This is a genomic window from Clostridium amazonense (assembly GCF_056431285.1).
The window spans coordinates 36,842-54,865 of record NZ_JBWKMH010000010.1 but is presented as its reverse complement, the minus strand read 5'-3'; the positions used below and the strand labels follow the sequence as shown (position 1 = coordinate 54,865).

22 protein-coding genes are annotated in these 18,024 nt (G+C 31.0%); all 22 read right to left on the bottom strand.

What is annotated here, in order from left to right:
- Positions 1-11: 11 nt before the first annotated feature.
- The 22 genes from AC07E4_RS04710 to AC07E4_RS04605 all read right to left on the bottom strand — a co-directional run bounded on the left by AC07E4_RS04710 (position 12) and on the right by AC07E4_RS04605 (position 18,022).
- Entirely contained in the window at positions 12-854 is an 843-nt protein-coding gene (locus AC07E4_RS04710) for a fumarate hydratase (RefSeq protein WP_040327568.1), read from the bottom strand.
- A 113-nt stretch (positions 855-967) separates the two neighbouring features.
- Entirely contained in the window at positions 968-2,212 is a 1,245-nt protein-coding gene (locus tag AC07E4_RS04705) for a methylaspartate ammonia-lyase (RefSeq protein WP_040327566.1), read from the bottom strand.
- 140 nt (positions 2,213-2,352) lie between these two features.
- Positions 2,353-3,804, bottom strand: coding sequence for a methylaspartate mutase subunit E (locus AC07E4_RS04700; RefSeq protein WP_040327565.1), 1,452 nt, complete (start codon positions 3,802-3,804; stop codon positions 2,353-2,355).
- Between the two features lie 20 nt (positions 3,805-3,824).
- Positions 3,825-5,219: a methylaspartate mutase accessory protein GlmL gene (glmL, locus tag AC07E4_RS04695; RefSeq protein ID WP_478215826.1), complete on the bottom strand. Its 1,395-nt coding sequence runs from the start codon at positions 5,217-5,219 to the stop codon at positions 3,825-3,827.
- Positions 5,220-5,237: 18 nt separating this feature from the next.
- The gene (gene glmS, locus AC07E4_RS04690; RefSeq protein ID WP_040327561.1) at positions 5,238-5,651 is read right to left on the bottom strand and encodes a methylaspartate mutase subunit S; all 414 of its coding nucleotides are present in this window, start codon (positions 5,649-5,651) and stop codon (positions 5,238-5,240) included.
- A gap of 25 nt (positions 5,652-5,676) precedes the next feature.
- Positions 5,677-6,657 carry a GntR family transcriptional regulator gene (locus AC07E4_RS04685; protein WP_040327560.1) on the bottom strand — a complete coding sequence of 327 codons (981 nt, stop codon included), beginning with the start codon at positions 6,655-6,657 and terminating at the stop codon, positions 5,677-5,679.
- Between the two features lie 269 nt (positions 6,658-6,926).
- Positions 6,927-7,646: an N-acetylmuramoyl-L-alanine amidase CwlD gene (gene cwlD / locus AC07E4_RS04680; protein WP_040327559.1), complete on the bottom strand. Its 720-nt coding sequence runs from the start codon at positions 7,644-7,646 to the stop codon at positions 6,927-6,929.
- Positions 7,647-7,784: 138 nt separating this feature from the next.
- Positions 7,785-9,413: a Na/Pi cotransporter family protein gene (locus AC07E4_RS04675; protein ID WP_478215825.1), complete on the bottom strand. Its 1,629-nt coding sequence runs from the start codon at positions 9,411-9,413 to the stop codon at positions 7,785-7,787.
- A gap of 525 nt (positions 9,414-9,938) precedes the next feature.
- Positions 9,939-10,331 (bottom strand): 30S ribosomal protein S9, encoded by a 393-nt coding sequence (gene rpsI / locus AC07E4_RS04670; RefSeq protein ID WP_040327556.1) that lies wholly within the window; start codon positions 10,329-10,331, stop codon positions 9,939-9,941.
- Positions 10,332-10,357: 26 nt separating this feature from the next.
- Positions 10,358-10,795 (bottom strand): 50S ribosomal protein L13, encoded by a 438-nt coding sequence (gene rplM / locus AC07E4_RS04665; protein WP_040327555.1) that lies wholly within the window; start codon positions 10,793-10,795, stop codon positions 10,358-10,360.
- A 188-nt stretch (positions 10,796-10,983) separates the two neighbouring features.
- Complete coding sequence (gene truA, locus AC07E4_RS04660) at positions 10,984-11,718, bottom strand: tRNA pseudouridine(38-40) synthase TruA (RefSeq protein WP_040327554.1); 735 nt, start codon at positions 11,716-11,718, stop codon at positions 10,984-10,986.
- Positions 11,719-11,731: 13 nt separating this feature from the next.
- On the bottom strand, positions 11,732-12,535 hold the full coding sequence (locus AC07E4_RS04655) for an energy-coupling factor transporter transmembrane component T family protein (RefSeq protein WP_040327552.1): 804 nt from the start codon (positions 12,533-12,535) through the stop codon (positions 11,732-11,734).
- Positions 12,536-12,571: 36 nt separating this feature from the next.
- Positions 12,572-13,423: an energy-coupling factor transporter ATPase gene (locus tag AC07E4_RS04650; RefSeq protein WP_478215824.1), complete on the bottom strand. Its 852-nt coding sequence runs from the start codon at positions 13,421-13,423 to the stop codon at positions 12,572-12,574.
- Positions 13,408-14,301, bottom strand: a complete 894-nt coding sequence (locus AC07E4_RS04645; protein WP_478215823.1) for an energy-coupling factor transporter ATPase — start codon at positions 14,299-14,301, stop codon at positions 13,408-13,410. The genes AC07E4_RS04650 and AC07E4_RS04645 overlap by 16 nt, the downstream gene beginning before the upstream one ends.
- Positions 14,302-14,566: 265 nt before the next feature.
- Complete coding sequence (rplQ, locus tag AC07E4_RS04640; RefSeq protein ID WP_040327548.1) at positions 14,567-14,908, bottom strand: 50S ribosomal protein L17; 342 nt, start codon at positions 14,906-14,908, stop codon at positions 14,567-14,569.
- Positions 14,909-14,920: 12 nt separating this feature from the next.
- Entirely contained in the window at positions 14,921-15,868 is a 948-nt protein-coding gene (locus AC07E4_RS04635; RefSeq protein ID WP_040327546.1) for a DNA-directed RNA polymerase subunit alpha, read from the bottom strand.
- Between the two features lie 71 nt (positions 15,869-15,939).
- The gene (gene rpsD / locus AC07E4_RS04630; protein WP_040327545.1) at positions 15,940-16,560 is read right to left on the bottom strand and encodes a 30S ribosomal protein S4; all 621 of its coding nucleotides are present in this window, start codon (positions 16,558-16,560) and stop codon (positions 15,940-15,942) included.
- A gap of 19 nt (positions 16,561-16,579) precedes the next feature.
- Complete coding sequence (gene rpsK, locus AC07E4_RS04625; protein ID WP_040327543.1) at positions 16,580-16,975, bottom strand: 30S ribosomal protein S11; 396 nt, start codon at positions 16,973-16,975, stop codon at positions 16,580-16,582.
- 15 nt (positions 16,976-16,990) lie between these two features.
- Positions 16,991-17,356, bottom strand: coding sequence for a 30S ribosomal protein S13 (gene rpsM / locus AC07E4_RS04620; RefSeq protein ID WP_040327541.1), 366 nt, complete (start codon positions 17,354-17,356; stop codon positions 16,991-16,993).
- 41 nt (positions 17,357-17,397) lie between these two features.
- Positions 17,398-17,511, bottom strand: a complete 114-nt coding sequence (gene rpmJ, locus AC07E4_RS04615; RefSeq protein ID WP_003373491.1) for a 50S ribosomal protein L36 — start codon at positions 17,509-17,511, stop codon at positions 17,398-17,400.
- A gap of 15 nt (positions 17,512-17,526) precedes the next feature.
- Complete coding sequence (gene infA, locus AC07E4_RS04610) at positions 17,527-17,745, bottom strand: translation initiation factor IF-1 (protein WP_040327535.1); 219 nt, start codon at positions 17,743-17,745, stop codon at positions 17,527-17,529.
- 7 nt (positions 17,746-17,752) lie between these two features.
- Positions 17,753-18,022 (bottom strand): KOW domain-containing protein, encoded by a 270-nt coding sequence (locus tag AC07E4_RS04605; RefSeq protein ID WP_040327534.1) that lies wholly within the window; start codon positions 18,020-18,022, stop codon positions 17,753-17,755.
- Positions 18,023-18,024: the final 2 nt, after the last annotated feature.

Sequence of the window (18,024 nt, the reverse complement as noted above, 5' to 3'; positions counted from 1 at the left end):
AATACCCCCTATTAAAGCTCTACTTCAGCATGTCTTGTAGCATGACAGTTTATATTAACAGCAACTGGAAGTCCTGCTATGTGTGTTGCATATGTTTCAATGTTTACAGCAAGTGCAGTAGTTTTTCCACCAAATCCTTGTGGTCCAATTCCTAAACTGTTTATTGTTTCTAATAATTCATTTTCAAGCTCTGCATAGAAAGGATTTGAATTTCTTTCATCAAATGGTCTTATTAATGCTTTTTTAGCTAAGTTTGCAGATCTATCAAAAGTTCCACCGATTCCAACTCCAACAACGATTGGTGGACATGGGTTTGGACCTGCTTCTTTAACAACTTTAATTATGAAATCCTTAACACCTTGTAATCCATCAGATGGTTTTAACATTTTTATTTGGCTCATGTTTTCTGATCCAAATCCTTTTGGTGCTACAGTTATCTTTAATTTATCTCCAGGTACTATATTGTAATATATTACTGCTGGTGTATTATCTTTAGTGTTAACTCTATCTAGTGGATCTTTAACAACTGATTTTCTTAAATATCCTTCAGTATATCCTTGTCTAACACCTTCATTTATAGCATCTTCTAAGCTTCCGCCTACAATGTGAACTTCTTGTCCAAGTTCTACAAATACACATGCCATTCCTGTATCTTGGCACATTGGCATTTTTTCATTTTTTGCTATATCAACATTAGTTATTATTTTATCTAATATTCCTTTTGCAATATCCCAATCTTCATTATCTCTTGATTGTATTAATGCATTTTTTACATCTTCACCTAAGTAATAGTTAGCATTTATACAAGATTCTTTAACACTTTTTACTATTTCTGATACATTGATTTCTTTCATAAAAAATTCCTCCCAAATTGGCAGCTTGTTATATAAATTATATATTTTTCTCAATTTTCATAGGCGAAAAGGCAGTTTGTATAAACCGCCTTTTACCTTGAATATATTTTATATTATTTATTTCTTCTATTAACTAATGCAATTACTCTGTTCATTTCGTTGTTAACGATCATGTATCCTTCGTCAACACCCATTCCTGGTTTTGCAAGACATTGGTCTGCTCCACAAGCGATTGCTATGTTAGTACATATTTCTGCAGATCTGTTTGTTTCGTTACAAGTTCCTCCACAGTATGCACCTACACCCATTTTTTTGCAGTATAGTATAGAATCAATGATGTTGTTTACTCCACCAAGGTCTGGAGTTTTTATTTGTAACATATGTCCTGATTTGTTATCAGCAAAGAATTTAACATCATCAAAAGTATTACACCATTCATCTGCAACTAGTTCTACTTTGATTCCTCTGTTATCAAGTTCAGCTGTTAAATCTCTTAAAGCTTCCATTTGTCTTTCTCTATGTTCAACATCCATTGGTCCTTCAATTCTTAATTTGAAAGGTTTTGCAGCTTCTTCTAAAGTTGCAATGTAGTCAGCCATAGCTTTTGTATCATAGTTGAAAGCTACTCCAATTGTTCCATAAACGTCGATATGGAATACTGGGTTATAGTCTTCAGATGTTCTTAATTTTAATACTCTGTCGCTTAACCATTTAACATATGCAAGTAATTTTTCACCTTTTGCTCCTAATTTATCTTCAACGTGGTTGATTAGAGCGTGAGGCATTACGTCTGCACCTTTGATTATCATTTTGTCAGAGTTGTCATATCTATCATCACCTGATTGAGTGAATATAGGAATTCTTTTTATTTCTACTCCAGTGTTGTATTCATCTCTTACAACTTCTGCCATAGTTAATTTTTTAGCTTTAGCTACACCATCAAGTATTGCTTGAGTTACTCCGTATCTTATAGCAGTATGTAATCTTTTTCCGTTAACTGTCATATGATCGAATTCTTCAGCTAACTCTTTGAAGTTAGTTAATTCTCTTCCTATTAATTTTGGAGCGATTTCTTTTTCTATAACTGGTATAAAGTCTTTAGCTAAGAATAATGGATCTCTTCCACCTGCTCCTGAATATTGAACTGCAGCACAATCTCCACAAGCTACTTGACCATCCTCTAAAACTAACATTACTGATATAGATTCTCCTGCTTGTCTTACAGAAGTAAATCCATCTGTTACTGGATCTCCTACATAAGTAAATCCATCGTGTCCTGCACCTTTTTTAATAGCTCTTTGGTCATCAAAGTAAAAACCTGTTCTTCCAGCTGAACATACTACGTCAATAATTTTCATAATTAAAAACACCTTGCTTTCTTTAAGTTTGCTTATATTTTTATTTTAATACTACTAACAAATTAATTAATCTTGATTTTTTTGCTTTTTTATTTATTTTGCTTTATTTTATACTACTTAATATATATTTAAATTTTATATTATTCTGGTCTTCCTACTAATTTACCTTTTCCAACTGCGAATATATCATCAACTGTCATTTGGAATCCGATTTCTCTTCCTTCAAATTTAGCTCTTTCTTGAAGTTTTTTGTAGTTGTACTCTACTAAATCATTAGTGAATGGAATGTTTCCTAATTTTAAGTATCTAACTGCACCATTGTTATCTCTTGCAGGCATCATTTTACCAGCATTGTATTTACTTGGTGCGAATGGTATATCAAGTATTCCCATTTCGAATGCTTTAACAGTTCCTACTGCTAAATCTCCGTTACCAACTTCATATACTTTGTCTAACATACATTTAGTTTCAGCTTTTATTATTTGTATTTCTTCAGCTAATTCTTTAGACATTGGCATTCTTTGACCTTCTAATAGGTTTAAAGTCATTTTAGTTGTTTTTATACCTTGAGCATTTGCTTCTTTTGTTGGTATACCTATTGCTTCGTGTGTAGTTTTTACTATAACTTTTGTAGCTCCTGCTAATGCTGCTGCTGCTGATCCTGTAGATATAACTCCATAAGCTTTAGCTTCGTCAGCTGGGAATCCTCCCATCCATTGGTGGAATACAGTTGTTACATAAACATCATTGTATCCGTTAGCTCTTAAGTATTCATTACATTGTTCTTCTAATGATCTTATAGCTGCAACGTCTTGAACCATGTTTCCGCATTGTCCGTATCCTACAGTTATATTTTTAACTCCTTGCTCAGCTGCAAGTAATGCTTCTATTATAGCTACTACGTTTGACATACTTGGTGGTACTAATGTTCCAGTTAATGGACCATATGGTTCTCTGTTTATAGATATTCCGTTTTCTTCATAGAATCCAACTAATCTATCACAGTATTGCCAATCTGTTATTGTTTTTTCTAATGTAACACTTTTTGCGTATGGTATATTGTAAGATATACCACCACCTTCGTTTGATGTCCATCCTGATGCATGTGTAATTTCAGCAAGTAATCTTCCATCTGGAGTTCCGTGTCTTGATTCTATTGGTAAATTAACAGATTCAAATACTTCTCTACATCCTTTTATTCCGTGGTTAACCCCTGGGAATCCGTTTAGTAGTGATCTTCCAGCTTTTATACTTTCTTTTATACCAACTTCACACTCATCATATCTGTTTTGTCTAGTATAACTATCAATTGTTGATGGTAGTAAATCTGCTCCACCTACATCTTGAAGAAATTGTAATAATTCTATGTGTTTATCTATTAAAGCAACACCTGCTCTTGGTTGTGCTAATGTTATTCCTGATTCTTTAGCTTTTACAAGTTTTTTTGCAAAGTTTTTGTGATCTGGAATTTTTTTGTTATAATCTATACCATCTTGTAAATCTACTTCTTTTCCTGTAGGCCATTGTCCTAAAACTTCTTCTCTAATTTTGAAAAATTCTTCTTCAGTCAATCTTTTATTTTTCAGTTCCACTTTAAATTACCTCCTGATAATTACACATTTACTAAGTATTTTTTCATAATTCTTACTGCTTTATCTGGATGATCTTGTGCTAATAACCCCATTGCTGATAATATATAGCTTTTATCCAATAAGCAATTTGGATTTTCAGGTCTTAATGATGTAGGATCATCTTTACTGAACGTTCCTGCATTCAATATTGCACCTGGGTTTTTACTATGAACTAAAACTCCACCAGTTCCTATCATATACTTAACTTTCATTAAATCTTTTCCTATTTGGTTGAATACAACTCCCATAGGTGTGTAGACATTTTCTATATGTCCTGCATGTCTTTCCAATGATAGTTCTGTTGCTACTTTTGCCATAGCTTCATCAAATTTTATTTCTTCCTCAGTTTCCGGTACCATTTTTATATGTGAGTATCTATATTGACAACATTCTTCTATGTTTATTTTTCTATCTTCATCATTTAAATAGTGTCTTAATTTTCTTGTGCCACAAGCTTCCCAAAGTGAAACCGCGGAATATCTCATTCCTAAGTCTCCTTCAACTGTTCTCTTAGCAAAAGGTTCTTCAAGACCTCTCATGTTTACACCAGCCTTAGTTGGTTCTCCATCTGCTATTGAGTGAACATCTGTTGTAGCTCCGCCAATATCAACAACTATTAAATCTCCAATTCCTTCTTCCTCATCACTGCCTTCGCTTAACACTCTTGCTGCTTTAAGTACTGCTGCTGGAGTTGGCATCAATATTCCATTTACAAAGTTTTCAGCATTTGAAAGTCCTTTAGCATCAGTTATCTTTTCCATGAATACTTTTCTTATTTCTTCACGAGCTGGTTCAACATTTAGAGTATTTAATGCTGGCATAACATTTTCTGTTACGCTAAAGTATAAATCTGCCTCTTCAAATAACTTTCTGATTTCATCATTTGCACTTTTATTACCTGCAACTACTATTGGAATATTAATCTTATGTTCTACAATCATTCTTGCATTGCTTAGTATGCATTCTTTATTTCCACCATTAGTTCCACCTGCTAAAAGTATTATGTCTGCATCAGAATTTTTTATTTCCTCTGCTTCTTCATTATTTATATCATAACTGTAAACCTTTAACACTCTTGCGCCTGCTCCTAATGCTGCTCTCTTTGCTGCTTCTGCTGTTAACTCTGGAACTAGTCCCAAAGCAACCATCTTTAAACCACCTGCTGCTGAAGAACAAGCAATCTTTTTGACAAAGTTTACATCCTTGCCCTCAAGCTGTTTTTCTAGCTCTACATAAGCATTATTGAAGCCTGTCATTATGTCATCTTCTATTGTTGTTATGTCTTTTGCTGCTGCTAGTATTTCTTCATTTTCAATATCTACAGCTGTTAGTTTTGTATAAGTGCTACCAAAGTCCAAAAGTAAGTATGCATCCACTTTAATCACTCCACTTTACTAATCTAGTTTTAAATCTTCTTTTAAATCATGAATTGTTGTTTCAAGGCTTGTTCCTGGTGGATAAATTCTATCAAATCCCATTGCTTGGAATCTACTATAAACATCTTCCCAGTTTTGCTTTCCAACAACTATATTTCCACCTACATAAAGTAGTACGTCTTTTAATCCTGCTTCATCACATTTTTCTCTTAATCCTCTACAGTCAATTTCACCATGACCATATAGTGAAGATACTATGATAACGTCTGCATTAGTTTCTACAGCAGCATTTATAAAATCTTCTTGTGGTGATAAAACTCCTATGTTTATAACATTAAATCCCGCTTCTGTTAAAGCATAGTCTAAGATTTTATTACCAACAGCGTGGCAATCTGCTCCTATAACTCCAAGAACTAAAGTCTTTTTCTCCATTTTAAAAGCCTCCCTAAAATATTAATTACTTATTTTGCTTATATTTTATTTCAATAAATTTTGACTTAAGCGCCTTTACGGAACTTTCATCTAATTTATAAGAAAACTCAATTATTTCTTTGTTCTGACTATTTACCTTTTCAACATCTTTTTTTCTTCCAGGTGTAACAATTAGAACATTATATTTTGATACTATTTGGCTAAGTTTCTCACTATCTGGTTCATTAAAATAATCTACTTTTAAATCACCTAGCCCAGCATCACTTAGTGCTGATTTCATTTTAAATATCATTTCCTCTGATATACATATAAATGCAAAGCTTGTCTCGTATGGATGTCTTGCTATTTTAACTATTGATTCTAGTTTAGGATTAGTTGCAACACCAAATACTTCTTTTTCTATTTCTCTAACTTTCATTGCATTCTTAACTTCATTTACATGATTGAAGGCTGATATTATAACTTCGCTTTTGTCTATAACTTTAAGTGTTTCTTCATTCATTTCTTCTACATCAGAAACTGTTAATGGAACTATATTCATATTACTATTGTTTGTTAGTTCCTTACTAAACATTTTGGCTTGTTCTATATTACATTCAACAAAAGCTCCAGTAATCTTTGACATGAATTCTTTTTTTTCTTGAACTCTTTCTATTACTATCTCTAAAAAGTCTTCAGCCTCAACACCAATTTCTAAAGCTTCTTCAAGTGCTAAGTCAACAAATTTCTTAAGTTTATTTTTTACTTCTTGATCTTTCCATGAAGTAACTTCTTCTGCTACAAAAGTCCCTTTTCCTTGAATGGACTTTAATACTCCTACATTTTCAAGTTGATTATAAGCAGTACTTATAGTATTTCTACTTATATTTAGCTCTTGAGAAAGTTCTCTTTCTGTTGGCATTTTAGTTCCTACCTTGAGATTACCTTCTTTAATCAAGTCCATTATCTGCTTTTTCACCTGAATATATAGAGGTATACCACATTTTCTATCTATCGTTATATTCATATTTTTACATACCTCCTCTAGGCTTAATGGATTAATGGACCAATCCATTTACAGTGTTATAATAACACATGGATAGGTCCAATTCAATAACAAATTTATTTAAAATTGTAAAAAAAATTGACCCATTTTTTAACTTTAGCAAGTTTTAATTCTTTTTACTGAATATTCTCTTAAGCTTTCATAGATTTTGTAGTCGAATTTTGAGTTTTATTTAAATTATTTTGACTTTTCTTAATATTTACCCTTTTTTATGACTTTTTTTTACATTTTTAGTGCCCTTCAAAGTAATTTTTTATAGATTTGTTTAATGAGTCTGCAACTTTTTTTTGATAACTTTCATTTTTCAAATTGGATAAATCTTGATTATTAGACAAAAATCCACATTCAACTATTACCCCTGGCATATCATCGTTAGTTCTTAGAACTTTATACATATCTTTTGCAAATTTAGGTTTTCTATGATTGCTGCTATCCAAGTCTGCTACCAAATTACTTTGTATTATATTAGCTATTTCTTCACTTTCACTATTTTTGGAATACCAAACTTGTGCGCCTTTACAACTAGCATCACTAAATTTATTTAAGTGTATACTTATAAATAAATCACAATTTGTATCTTTTTTTAATTTGCAACGTTCATTTAAATCTTGTATTTTCTTTTCTTTTACAGATCCACTATCAGAATAAAGTCCTCTATCTTCATCTCTTGTTAAAAATACTTTAAATCCATTTTCTTTTAATAATTTTGCTAATTCAAGTGCAATATTTAAATTGATATTCTTTTCTACTGTTCCATCCGCTGCACTGGCCCCTCCATCAATTCCTCCATGTCCTGGATCTATTAATATTATTTTAGTATTAGACTCTCCACCCTCATCATTTGATGCCATAGTCAATTTTGATGAATTTAAGTTAATAGTGAGTATTGCTGCAAAACATATAAGTATTGTCGCTAATGCTATGGTTAAAAGATTGTTTTGTTTTTTCAAGTTTAATCCCCCCAATATATTTTATATATAGGATTTAAAATTTAATTTTAATTTTCTATCCCTTAACCATAGATATTAATTATTTATTATAAAAATTACTAAAAAAATAAGGTGATACAAAATGTATCACCTTCTATACTAATTATATTGAGCTTCTGTTATTATCTCTGCTATATTTACAGCATGGTCTCCTATTCTTTCAAAGTTATTTACTACATCTAAGAATATAGTACCTACAGTTGCATTACATACTCCTGTGTTAAGTCTCTTTATATGTGAAGATCTAAGTTCTTTTTCTAAACTATCTATTCTATCTTCAATTCTACGAACTTCTGCTGCTTTTTCTTTATCATATTCTCTAAAACATTCTATACTAATTTCTAATGAATGCATTGTGTAATCAAACATTCCTCTTAGCTCTTTTACTCCATCATCTGAGAAGTCAACATTTTTAGCCATTTTTTCACTAGCTAAATCTGCAATGTTTTCAGCATGGTCTCCAATACGTTCAATATCATTTACAACATGGAACATTGCTGCAACTACACTCTTTTGCTCTTCCCCAATTTCCGTATTTGATATTTTTACTAAGTATTTAGTTATATCATGTTCTAATATATTTATAAGTTTTTCATTTTCATATACTTTTTTAAGTTTTGCTTCATCATTTTTTATAAATGCATCCATAGCAATTTCTACATTTTCTTTTGCTTTATTAGCCATTCTAACAAGTTCATTTGTTGTTTGACCTAACGCTATTACTGGCGTTTCTAATAATCTTTCATCTATGTATTTAACACCCATTGCTTCTTTTTCATCTTCTCCAGGTATTAATTTATTAACTAATGATACTAATGGTTTTATGAACCAAATTAAAATAAATGTATTTAATACATTAAATATAGTATGTGCGTTGGCTATTTGTCTCTTAATAGATTCTGCATCATTACCTGGTGTTATATCTTGTACAATTGATGCTAATGGACCTGTAAATCCTATAAAAATAATTGTACCTATCACATTAAATAGTAAATGTATTAATGCTGCCTTTTTAGCAGTTTTAGATGTTCCTATGCTTGATATAAGCGCTGTTACACATGTACCTATATTGCTACCTAATAATATTGGTATAGCAACATTTAAAGGTAATGCACCTGTTGCTGCTAATGCAACTAATATTCCTGTTGATGCCGATGAACTTTGTATTACGGCTGTCATTACTGCACCAAGTAAAATACCTAATAATAATTTACCTTGTAATTTTAAAATTAACTCTGTAAATATTGGCGAATCAGCTAATGGAGACATTGCATCTTTCATTAAGTCCAATCCTAAAAATAATATACCAAAACCTAATACTATGCTTCCTGCTTGCTTAGTTTTTTTGTTTTTAGAAAATAATACTATCATTGCTCCAATTGCTAAGCATAGTGGTGATAAAAAGTCCATTTTAAAAGCTATAAGTTGTGCTGTTATTGTTGTACCTATATTGGCACCCATTATAACTGCTGCGGCTTGATATAAATTCATAAGTCCTGCATTAACAAAACCAACTACCATAACTGTTGTTGCACTACTACTTTGTATTATTGCTGTTACTAACGCTCCAGTTATAACGCCCTTAAGTGGGTTAGATGTTATTTTGTCAAATATACTCTTTAGTTTATCTCCAGCTACGTTTTCAAGTCCATCTCCCATCATGGTCATTCCATATAGAAATAAACCTAAGCCTCCAAACAAACTAATTATAGTGGTGAATGCATCCATAAAATACCTCCAATGTATTATGTGTTTGTATAAATTCCCTATAAATAATACAATATAATACTTATTATGTTAATATATATTAACTAAACTTAACATAAAAATAACATAACCCATCTTTTAATATTACGATATATTTATGTTGCTTTATATTATTTTTTTTATACATCAAATTAATATTAGTTCTTAAATTTTAGGGGGACTGCATATTACTCTAGATTTGGAATATATGATTTTAGTTTAACTTTATATTATAAAGCTTTTTACTTGTGCATTTCATATATAATTTATCAAGCTTCTACTTTAGCCACTCTGTGGATTAAATTGTAACTACATTCTAAAGTATCTATCTACAATAATTTAATAACATTTCATAGCACCTTATGTTTTTCCATTTGAACATTTTTTACTAGTGCCTTTAAGTTCTTTAATTATACTTTTTTATAAAAAAAGATGCATATGTCGTAAATGACATATGCATCTGTATGTATTCCAATATCGGTATTTGTAAATACTTTGGTTGAAATACTATCTTTTTGAGAACTGAGAAGCTCTTCTTGCTTTTTTAAGACCGTATTTCTTTCTTTCTTTCATTCTTGGGTCTCTTGTTAAGAATCCAGCTTTTTTAAGTTCTGGTCTTAAGTTTTCATCAGCTTTTAATAAAGCTCTTGATATTCCGTGTCTGATAGCTCCTGCTTGACCAGTGTATCCACCACCGTGAACGTTAACTAAAACGTCGAATTTTTCTTTAGTTCCAGTTAATACTAATGGTTGATTAACTATAACTCTTAAAGTTTCTAATCCAAAGTAAACTTCGCTATCTCTGTTGTTTATTATAACTTTACCTTCTCCTGGTACAAGTCTTACTCTTGCAACTGATTTTTTTCTTCTTCCTGTTCCAAAATATTGAACCTTTGCCATTTTAACTCCTCCTTCCGATCACTCTACTATTTTCTTACTAACTCTAATACTTCTGGATTTTGAGCGTGGTTTTTGTGCTCAGCTCCTCTGTATACAGTTAATTTTTTAAGCATTTTTCTTCCTAGAACTCCACTTGGAAGCATTCTTCTTACTGCTTCTTCAAATACGAATTCTGGTTTCTTAGCTAATGCTTCTCTATATGGAGTTTCTTTTAATCCACCTGGATATAAAGAGTGATGTCTTAACATTTTTTGATCTAATTTCTTTCCTGTTAAAACAATTTTCTCTGCGTTTATTACTACAACGTAATCTCCTGTATCAACATGTGGTGTAAATTCTGGTTTATTTTTTCCTCTTAATATTGAAGCTATTTGGCTAGCTGCTCTTCCTAATGGCATTCCTTCTACGTCTACTACATACCATTTTTTTTGAACTTCATTTGGTTTTGCTAAGTATGATTTCATTTCTTTCCCTCCCTGAATTTTTAACAATTTCAATTATATGCTAAAGACCCGGGGCTAGTGGATCTTATACACAATTTATATTAATATAACAAACAAAATTATTATAATACAATTTGCCACGCGTGTCAATTATTTTAGAAATTATTACGTCTATCCTAAATCAAGCATTTATGCTAAATTATAGCTATTTAATAATAAACTTTTTCAAGACACAAGCCCTGTGGTGGTACTGTTTTACCAGCATTTTTTCTCTCTAATGAGTTAATAATAGTCTCTATATCCTTAGGATCTATTTTTTTAGTTCCTACATCAATTAAAGTTCCTACTATTATTCTAACCATATTATATAAAAAACCATCAGCACTTACAAATATTTTTATGTAATCATTATTTTTTTCAATTCTTAAATCCTTAATTGTTCTAACTGATGTTTTTACAGAACTTCCAGTGTTTTTAAGTGCTGAAAAATCATGCTTACCTATGAAATACTTGCAAGCCTCTTGCATTTTCTCTACATCTAAAGAATATTTGCAATGATACACTATATTTCTATCTATAGCAGCTCTTATACTTCTTTGAAGTATGGTATAACTATATGTCTTGCCTACACAATTATATCTTGAGTGAAATTCCATTGGAACTTCTTCTGATTTTAATACCGCTATATCATTAGGTAACTTTACATTTAATACTTCTTTAAATTTTTCACTTGGTATTGAACTATTAGTTATAAAATTACAGATATATCCTCTTGAGTGAACTCTACTATCTGTTCTACTACAACCAATAACCTCTATTTCTTCCTTTGTTATTTCTAATAAAGTATTTTCTAATACACCTTGGATTGTGATTTTATTTTTTTGTTTCTGCCATCCAAAGTAGTTGGTGCCATCATACTCTAAACTTAGTCTTATATTTTTCATAACTTTAACACCTTTAAAAATAAATTCGAGTTATAAATATTAATATTACAAAAACAACAAAACTAATAAATGCTATAGTGTCTTTATTAGTCATTTGTAATACCTTCATACGTGTTCTACCTTCTCCACCTCTATAACCTCTTGCTTCCATTGCCATAGCAAGTTCTTCTGCTCTTCTAAATGAGCTTATAAATAATGGCACTAGTAATGGAATTAAATTTTTAGCTCTACTTATTAAATTTCCACTTTCAAAATCAGCACCTCTTGCCATTTGTGCTTTCATAATCTTGTCTGTCTCATCCATAAGTGTTGGAATAAATCTTAATGCTATAGTCATCATCATAGCAAGCTCATGAGCCGGTACCCCTATTTTTTTGAAAGGGTTTAACAATTTTTCAATTCCATCTGTAAGTTCTATTGGTGAAGTTGTAAGTGTTAATAGTGAAGTTCCTGCAATTAAAAATGTCAATCTTACAACCATAAATGCTGCAAGTACTAAACCTTCTTTATATATCTTTAAAAAGCCTATTTGATATAATAATACATCTCCTCTAGTGAAGAATATATTAAATACAGCTGTTATTAACATTAATATAAAAATTGGTTTTAAGCCTTTGTATATATATCTAAATGGAACTTTTGATATATATATGCATGACATTAAAAATATAAATACTACTACATAACCTGTTACATTTTTAACTAAAAATAAGGTAATTATGAACAATAAAGATATTAAAATTTTTGTTCTTGGATCAAGTTTGTGTATAAAAGAGTCCCCAACTATATATTGACCTATTGTAATATCCTTGATCATACAAAAATCCTCCAAAAATAAATAGCTATTACACTATTATGACTTTAACGCCTTCAGTATCTGCTCTGTAGCTTGTTCTAATGTAAATACATCTTCTGATATATTAAATCCTTTATCTTTAAGTTTCCTTATTAAATAAGTAACCTGTGGTACTGCTAGACCAACTCTCTCTAAAGTTTCTACTTCTTTAAAAACAACACTTGGAGCTCCATCTAAAATACATTTTCCAGACTCCATAACTATTATTCTATTAGCTACTTTTGCTACGTCTTCCATACTGTGTGATACTAAAATTATTGTCATATTATATTCATTATGTAGTAACTCTATTTTTCCTAATATATCGTCTCTGCCTTTTGGATCTAATCCAGCAGTCGGTTCATCTAGAATTAAAACCTTTGGTTCCATAGCAACAACACCTGCTATGGCCACTCTTCTTTTTTGACCACCACTTAATTCAAATGGTGATTTATCCTTATATACTTCATAATCTAATCCAACTATATTCATAGCTCTTTTTACTCTATTAGTAATTTCTTCTTCACTTAGCCCTAGATTTCTAGGTCCAAATACAATGTCTTTTTCAATAGTTTCTTCAAATAATTGATACTCTGAATATTGAAATACTAAACCTACTTTTTTTCTTATATCTGTAAGTTTTACATTACTAGCTGTTATATCTGCACCATCTATAATTATTTTCCCCGATGCTGGTTTTAATAAACCATTTATATGCTGAATCAAGGTTGATTTTCCGGATCCTGTATGACCTATTAATGCTAAAAATTCACCATCTTGTATTTCTAAAGAAACATTATCTAAAGCTATTTTTTCAAAAGGTGATTTAGCCATATATATATGAGTTAAATTTTCTATTTTAATTGACATAATTCATTCACCATCTCATCTATAGTTAATATGTCTTTTGCTATATTAACCCCTTTTCTATTTAATTCATAAGCAAGCTCTGTCATTTGAGGAACATCTAATCCTATTTTTTTCATAGTTTCAACTTCCTTAAATACTTTTCTAGGTTCTCCACTTATAATAACTTTTCCTGAATCCATAACATATATTTTATCAGCATCAATTGCTTCTTCCATGTAGTGCGTTATAAGAACTATTGTTATTCCATATTCTTTATTTAATTCTTTTATAGTATTAATTACTTCTTTTCTTCCTAATGGGTCTAACATGGCTGTAGGTTCATCTAAAACTATACACTCTGGTCTCATAGCATATATACCTGCTATAGCTACTCTTTGTTTTTGCCCTCCAGATAATAAATGTGGACCATGTTTTTTATAATCATACATATTTACTTTTTTAAGTGCATCATCTACTCTTCGTCTAATTTCTGATGGTTCTACTCCTAAATTTTCAGGACCAAAAGCAACATCTTCTTCAACTATTGTAGCAACAATTTGGTTATCTGGATTTTGAAACACCATTCCAGCCTTTTTTCTTATCTCCCATAAATTATCTTCTATAGAAGAATCTAATCCACCTACTGTTATTTTTCCTGATGTTGGAATTAATAATGCATTTATATGTTTTGCAAATGTTGATTTTCCAGAACCATTATGTCCTAGTATAACTACAAATTCTCCTTTATTTATAGTTATATCAACTCCATCTATGGCAACTTTACCTTCATGTTCTTCATTTGCATCATATTTAAAAAACAAGTTCTCACTCTTTATTTCAATTCTATCATTCTCTAATGTTTGAGGGTTACTTTTTATAGGATTAATTTTATCTTCCATTTTTATATCCCTCCATTTGTACTGAATAAATCTTAATAATCCCTTAACAATATAATTAAATATAAATAAACTTAAATATTTAACATAGCATTAAGGGTTCCCTGTTTAATCAAATGGTTTATTTGATTATTCACTTATTCAATTACTTCAAATAGTTTAAATAAAATTTTATTACAACATAATTTAAAATATTTTTTCAATATTTAAACACATATTTATAATAAAATGGGGACTAAGCTAGGCATACTTAATCCCCTGGAATATATTATACTAATTCTAATATAACTACTTCTGCTCCGTCGCCTCTTCTTGGACCTACTTTCATGATTCTAGTATATCCACCGTTTCTCTCAGCATACTTTGGAGCTATATTATCAAATAAATCTTTAACAACATCCTCTTCAGTTACAAATGCAAGCACTTGTCTTCTAGCATGTAAATCTCCTCTTTTAGCAAGAGTTATCATTTTTTCAGCTAGTCTCTTAGTTTCTTTTGCTCTTGTTTCTGTAGTTTCTATTTTTCCGTGCTTTAAGAAACTAGTAACAAGATTTCTAAGCATTGCCATTCTTTGATCTGTTGGACGTCCTAACTTACGTTGTTGTGCCATGTCTATACCTCCTTACTCTTCACTTGGTTTAAATGATAAATCTAAGGCTTCTAATTTTTGTTCAACCTCTTCAAGAGATTTTTTACCTAAATTTCTAACCTTCATCATATCATCCATTGATCTTTCTGTTAATTCTTGAACAGTATTTATACCTGCTCTCTTTAAACAGTTAAAGCTTCTAACAGATAGATCTAGTTCTTCTATAGTCATTTCTAAAACTTTTTCTTTCTTATCTTCTTCCTTTTCAACCATTATTTCAACATTATCAGCATGATCTGTTAATGTCATAAATAGTTTAAAGTGTTCTATAAGAATTTTTGCAGATAAACCTATTGCTTCATCTGGTCTAATTGTTCCATTAGTCCAAATTTCAATTGTTAGTTTATCATAATCTGTTATTTGGCCTACTCTTGTATTTTCAACTGTAAAGTTTACTCTTTTAACAGGAGTATAGATCGAATCTACAGGTATAGTAGCTATTGGTTTATCTTCAGTTTTGTTCTTGTTTTGAGAAACATAACCTCTACCTTTGCTAACATTAAGCTCCATAAATAGCTTACCATCATCATCTAAAGTAGCTATATGAATGTCTTTGTTAATAACTTCTACGTCTCCATCAGTTTTTATATCTGCTCCTGTAACCTCTCCTGGTCCAACAGCATCTATATAAACTGTTTTAGATCCTTCACCTGTCATCTTTAGTGCTAATCCTTTTATGTTTAAGATTAACTCAGATACGTCTTCTTTAACTCCCTTTATAGTTGAGAATTCATGAAGTACACCATCTATTTTAATTGAATTTGCAGCAACCCCAGGTAATGAGGAAAGAAGAATTCTTCTTAAGGCATTACCTAAAGTTATTCCATAACCTCTTTCTAATGGTTCAATGACAAATTTACCATATGTACCATTCTCAGCAGTTTCTACACATTCTATTTTTGGCTTTTCTATTTCTAACATATTATATAACCCTCCTTCTTATTAAAAATGGGCGTTCTATTTTGAGGGCAACTGATTCTTTTAATTATTGACTATTTGCTGTATAACTCAACGATTAATGTTTCGTTAACAGGAACGTCTATATCTTCTCTTGTTGGTAAAGAAACAACTTTTCCTTCAAATGCGTCTAAGTTAGCTTCTAACCAAGCTGGTAAAGTTTTTGGATTTTCGTTAAACACTTTAAATTTCTCAGTAGCTCTGCTTTTTTCAGAAACTGATATTACGTCATTTAATGAAACATTGTATGATGCAATGTCAACTTTCTTTCCGTTAACTAAGAAATGTCCGTGGTTAACTAATTGTCTAGCTTCTGCTCTAGAAGCACCATATCCTAATCTATATACTACGTTATCAAGTCTTAATTCAAGAAGTCTTAATAAGTTTTCACCTGTTATTCCTCTTTGTTTTTCAGCTTTATCGTAGTATCTTCTAAATTGGTTCTCAAGAACTCCGTATATTCTTCTAGCTTTTTGTTTTTCTCTTAATTGTAATCCGTAGTTTGAAACTTTCTTTCTAGCTTGACCGTGTTGTCCTGGTGCATAGCTTCTTCTAGCGAATGCACATTTTTCAGTGAAGCATCTGTCACCTTTTAGGTTAAGCTTTAAACCTTCTCTTCTGCAAAGTTTGCAAGTAGCTCCAGTATATCTAGCCATTAATTACACCTCCTGTTTACTAAACTCTTCTTCTTTTTGGTGGTCTACATCCGTTATGTGGAATTGGAGTTACATCTTTAATTAAAGTAACTTCTAATCCAGCAGCTTGTAAAGATCTTATAGCAGCTTCTCTACCTGCTCCTGGTCCTTTAACGTAAACTTCAACACTTTTTAAACCGTGTTCCATTGCTGCTTTAGCTGCAGTTTCTGCTGCCATTTGAGCTGCAAATGGTGTGCTTTTTCTTGATCCTCTAAATCCTAATCCACCAGCACTTGCCCATGATAATGCGTTACCAGCTGCATCAGTAAGTGTAACGATGGAATTGTTGAAAGTAGATTTTATATGTGCAGCACCGTGCTCAACATTTTTTCTTTCTTTTCTTCTTCTACTTCTTTTAAGTTTCTTTTGAGCCATTATATTCCCTCCTTACTATTTCTTCTTACCAGCTATTGTCTTTTTAGGACCTTTTCTAGTTCTAGCATTAGTTTTAGTTTTTTGTCCTCTTACTGGAAGACCTCTTCTATGTCTGATACCTCTATAGCATCCAACTTCCATTAGTCTCTTTATGTCAAGAGCAACTTTTCTTCTTAAGTCACCTTCAACTAACATGTTTTTTATATATTCTCTTAAAGCGTTAACTTCTTCTTCAGTTAAATCTTTAATTCTTGTATCTGGATTTACGCCTGTAGCTTCTAGTATTTCATGTGACTTTGGTAGTCCTATACCGTATATATAAGTTAGACCTATCTCAACTCTTTTTTCTCTTGGTAGGTCAACACCTGCTATTCTTGCCATCTACGATCTACACCTCCTGATTATATTTTATTGATCTATCATTAACCTTGTTTTTGTTTATGTTTAGGATTTTCACAGATAACCATTACTCTTCCTTTTCTTTTTATAACTTTACATTTTTCGCATATAGGTTTAACTGATGGTCTTACTTTCATAGCTAACCCTCCTTATTACTTATCTCTCCAAGTTATTCTCCCACGCGTCAAATCATATGGAGAAAGCTCTACTGTAACCTTATCGCCTGGTAATATTCTAATAAAATTCATTCTTAACTTACCTGAGATATGAGCTAATATTTTATGTCCACTCTCAAGTTCTACTTCAAACATTGCATTTGGCAGTGCTTCTAAAACAACACCTTGCATTTCAATTATATCATCTTTTGACATAAGGTAATCAAACCTCCTCAACTTGCAAAAACTTTCTAATCTTAGAATTACTTACACATTTTCCGTTCATAATTAATTCTTTGATATCCTCTGCTATTACATCCTTTAAAATTAAATGTTTAATTTTCTTTTTCTTTGGATTCTCAATTTTTCTTAAGTCCCCATCTGAAATATAGACATAATCAGCATTTATTATACCTATTATTATGAAGTCTCTATCACGGTCTCTACCTGATTTCGAATGTACTACCTTACCTAAAAGGTTATTATCATCCACAC

Bases quoted from the DNA above. Each gene is read 5' to 3' on its own strand.
- AC07E4_RS04710 (WP_040327568.1), bottom strand. From the start codon at position 854: ATGAAAGAAATCAATGTATCAGAAATAGTAAAAAGTGTTAAAGAATCT.
- AC07E4_RS04705 (WP_040327566.1), bottom strand. From the start codon at position 2,212: ATGAAAATTATTGACGTAGTATGTTCAGCTGGAAGAACAGGTTTTTAC.
- glmS (WP_040327561.1), bottom strand. From the start codon at position 5,651: ATGGAGAAAAAGACTTTAGTTCTTGGAGTTATAGGAGCAGATTGCCAC.
- AC07E4_RS04685 (WP_040327560.1), bottom strand. From the start codon at position 6,657: ATGAATATAACGATAGATAGAAAATGTGGTATACCTCTATATATTCAG.
- AC07E4_RS04675 (WP_478215825.1), bottom strand. From the start codon at position 9,413: ATGGATGCATTCACCACTATAATTAGTTTGTTTGGAGGCTTAGGTTTA.
- rpsI (WP_040327556.1), bottom strand. From the start codon at position 10,331: ATGGCAAAGGTTCAATATTTTGGAACAGGAAGAAGAAAAAAATCAGTT.
- rplM (WP_040327555.1), bottom strand. From the start codon at position 10,795: ATGAAATCATACTTAGCAAAACCAAATGAAGTTCAAAAAAAATGGTAT.
- truA (WP_040327554.1), bottom strand. From the start codon at position 11,718: ATGAAAAATATAAGACTAAGTTTAGAGTATGATGGCACCAACTACTTT.
- AC07E4_RS04655 (WP_040327552.1), bottom strand. From the start codon at position 12,535: ATGATCAAGGATATTACAATAGGTCAATATATAGTTGGGGACTCTTTT.
- AC07E4_RS04650 (WP_478215824.1), bottom strand. From the start codon at position 13,423: ATGTCAATTAAAATAGAAAATTTAACTCATATATATATGGCTAAATCA.
- AC07E4_RS04645 (WP_478215823.1), bottom strand. From the start codon at position 14,301: ATGGAAGATAAAATTAATCCTATAAAAAGTAACCCTCAAACATTAGAG.
- rplQ (WP_040327548.1), bottom strand. From the start codon at position 14,908: ATGGCACAACAACGTAAGTTAGGACGTCCAACAGATCAAAGAATGGCA.
- AC07E4_RS04635 (WP_040327546.1), bottom strand. From the start codon at position 15,868: ATGTTAGAAATAGAAAAGCCAAAAATAGAATGTGTAGAAACTGCTGAG.
- rpsD (WP_040327545.1), bottom strand. From the start codon at position 16,560: ATGGCTAGATATACTGGAGCTACTTGCAAACTTTGCAGAAGAGAAGGT.
- rpsK (WP_040327543.1), bottom strand. From the start codon at position 16,975: ATGGCTCAAAAGAAACTTAAAAGAAGTAGAAGAAGAAAAGAAAGAAAA.
- rpsM (WP_040327541.1), bottom strand. From the start codon at position 17,356: ATGGCAAGAATAGCAGGTGTTGACCTACCAAGAGAAAAAAGAGTTGAG.
- rpmJ (WP_003373491.1), bottom strand. From the start codon at position 17,511: ATGAAAGTAAGACCATCAGTTAAACCTATATGCGAAAAATGTAAAGTT.
- infA (WP_040327535.1), bottom strand. From the start codon at position 17,745: ATGTCAAAAGATGATATAATTGAAATGCAAGGTGTTGTTTTAGAAGCA.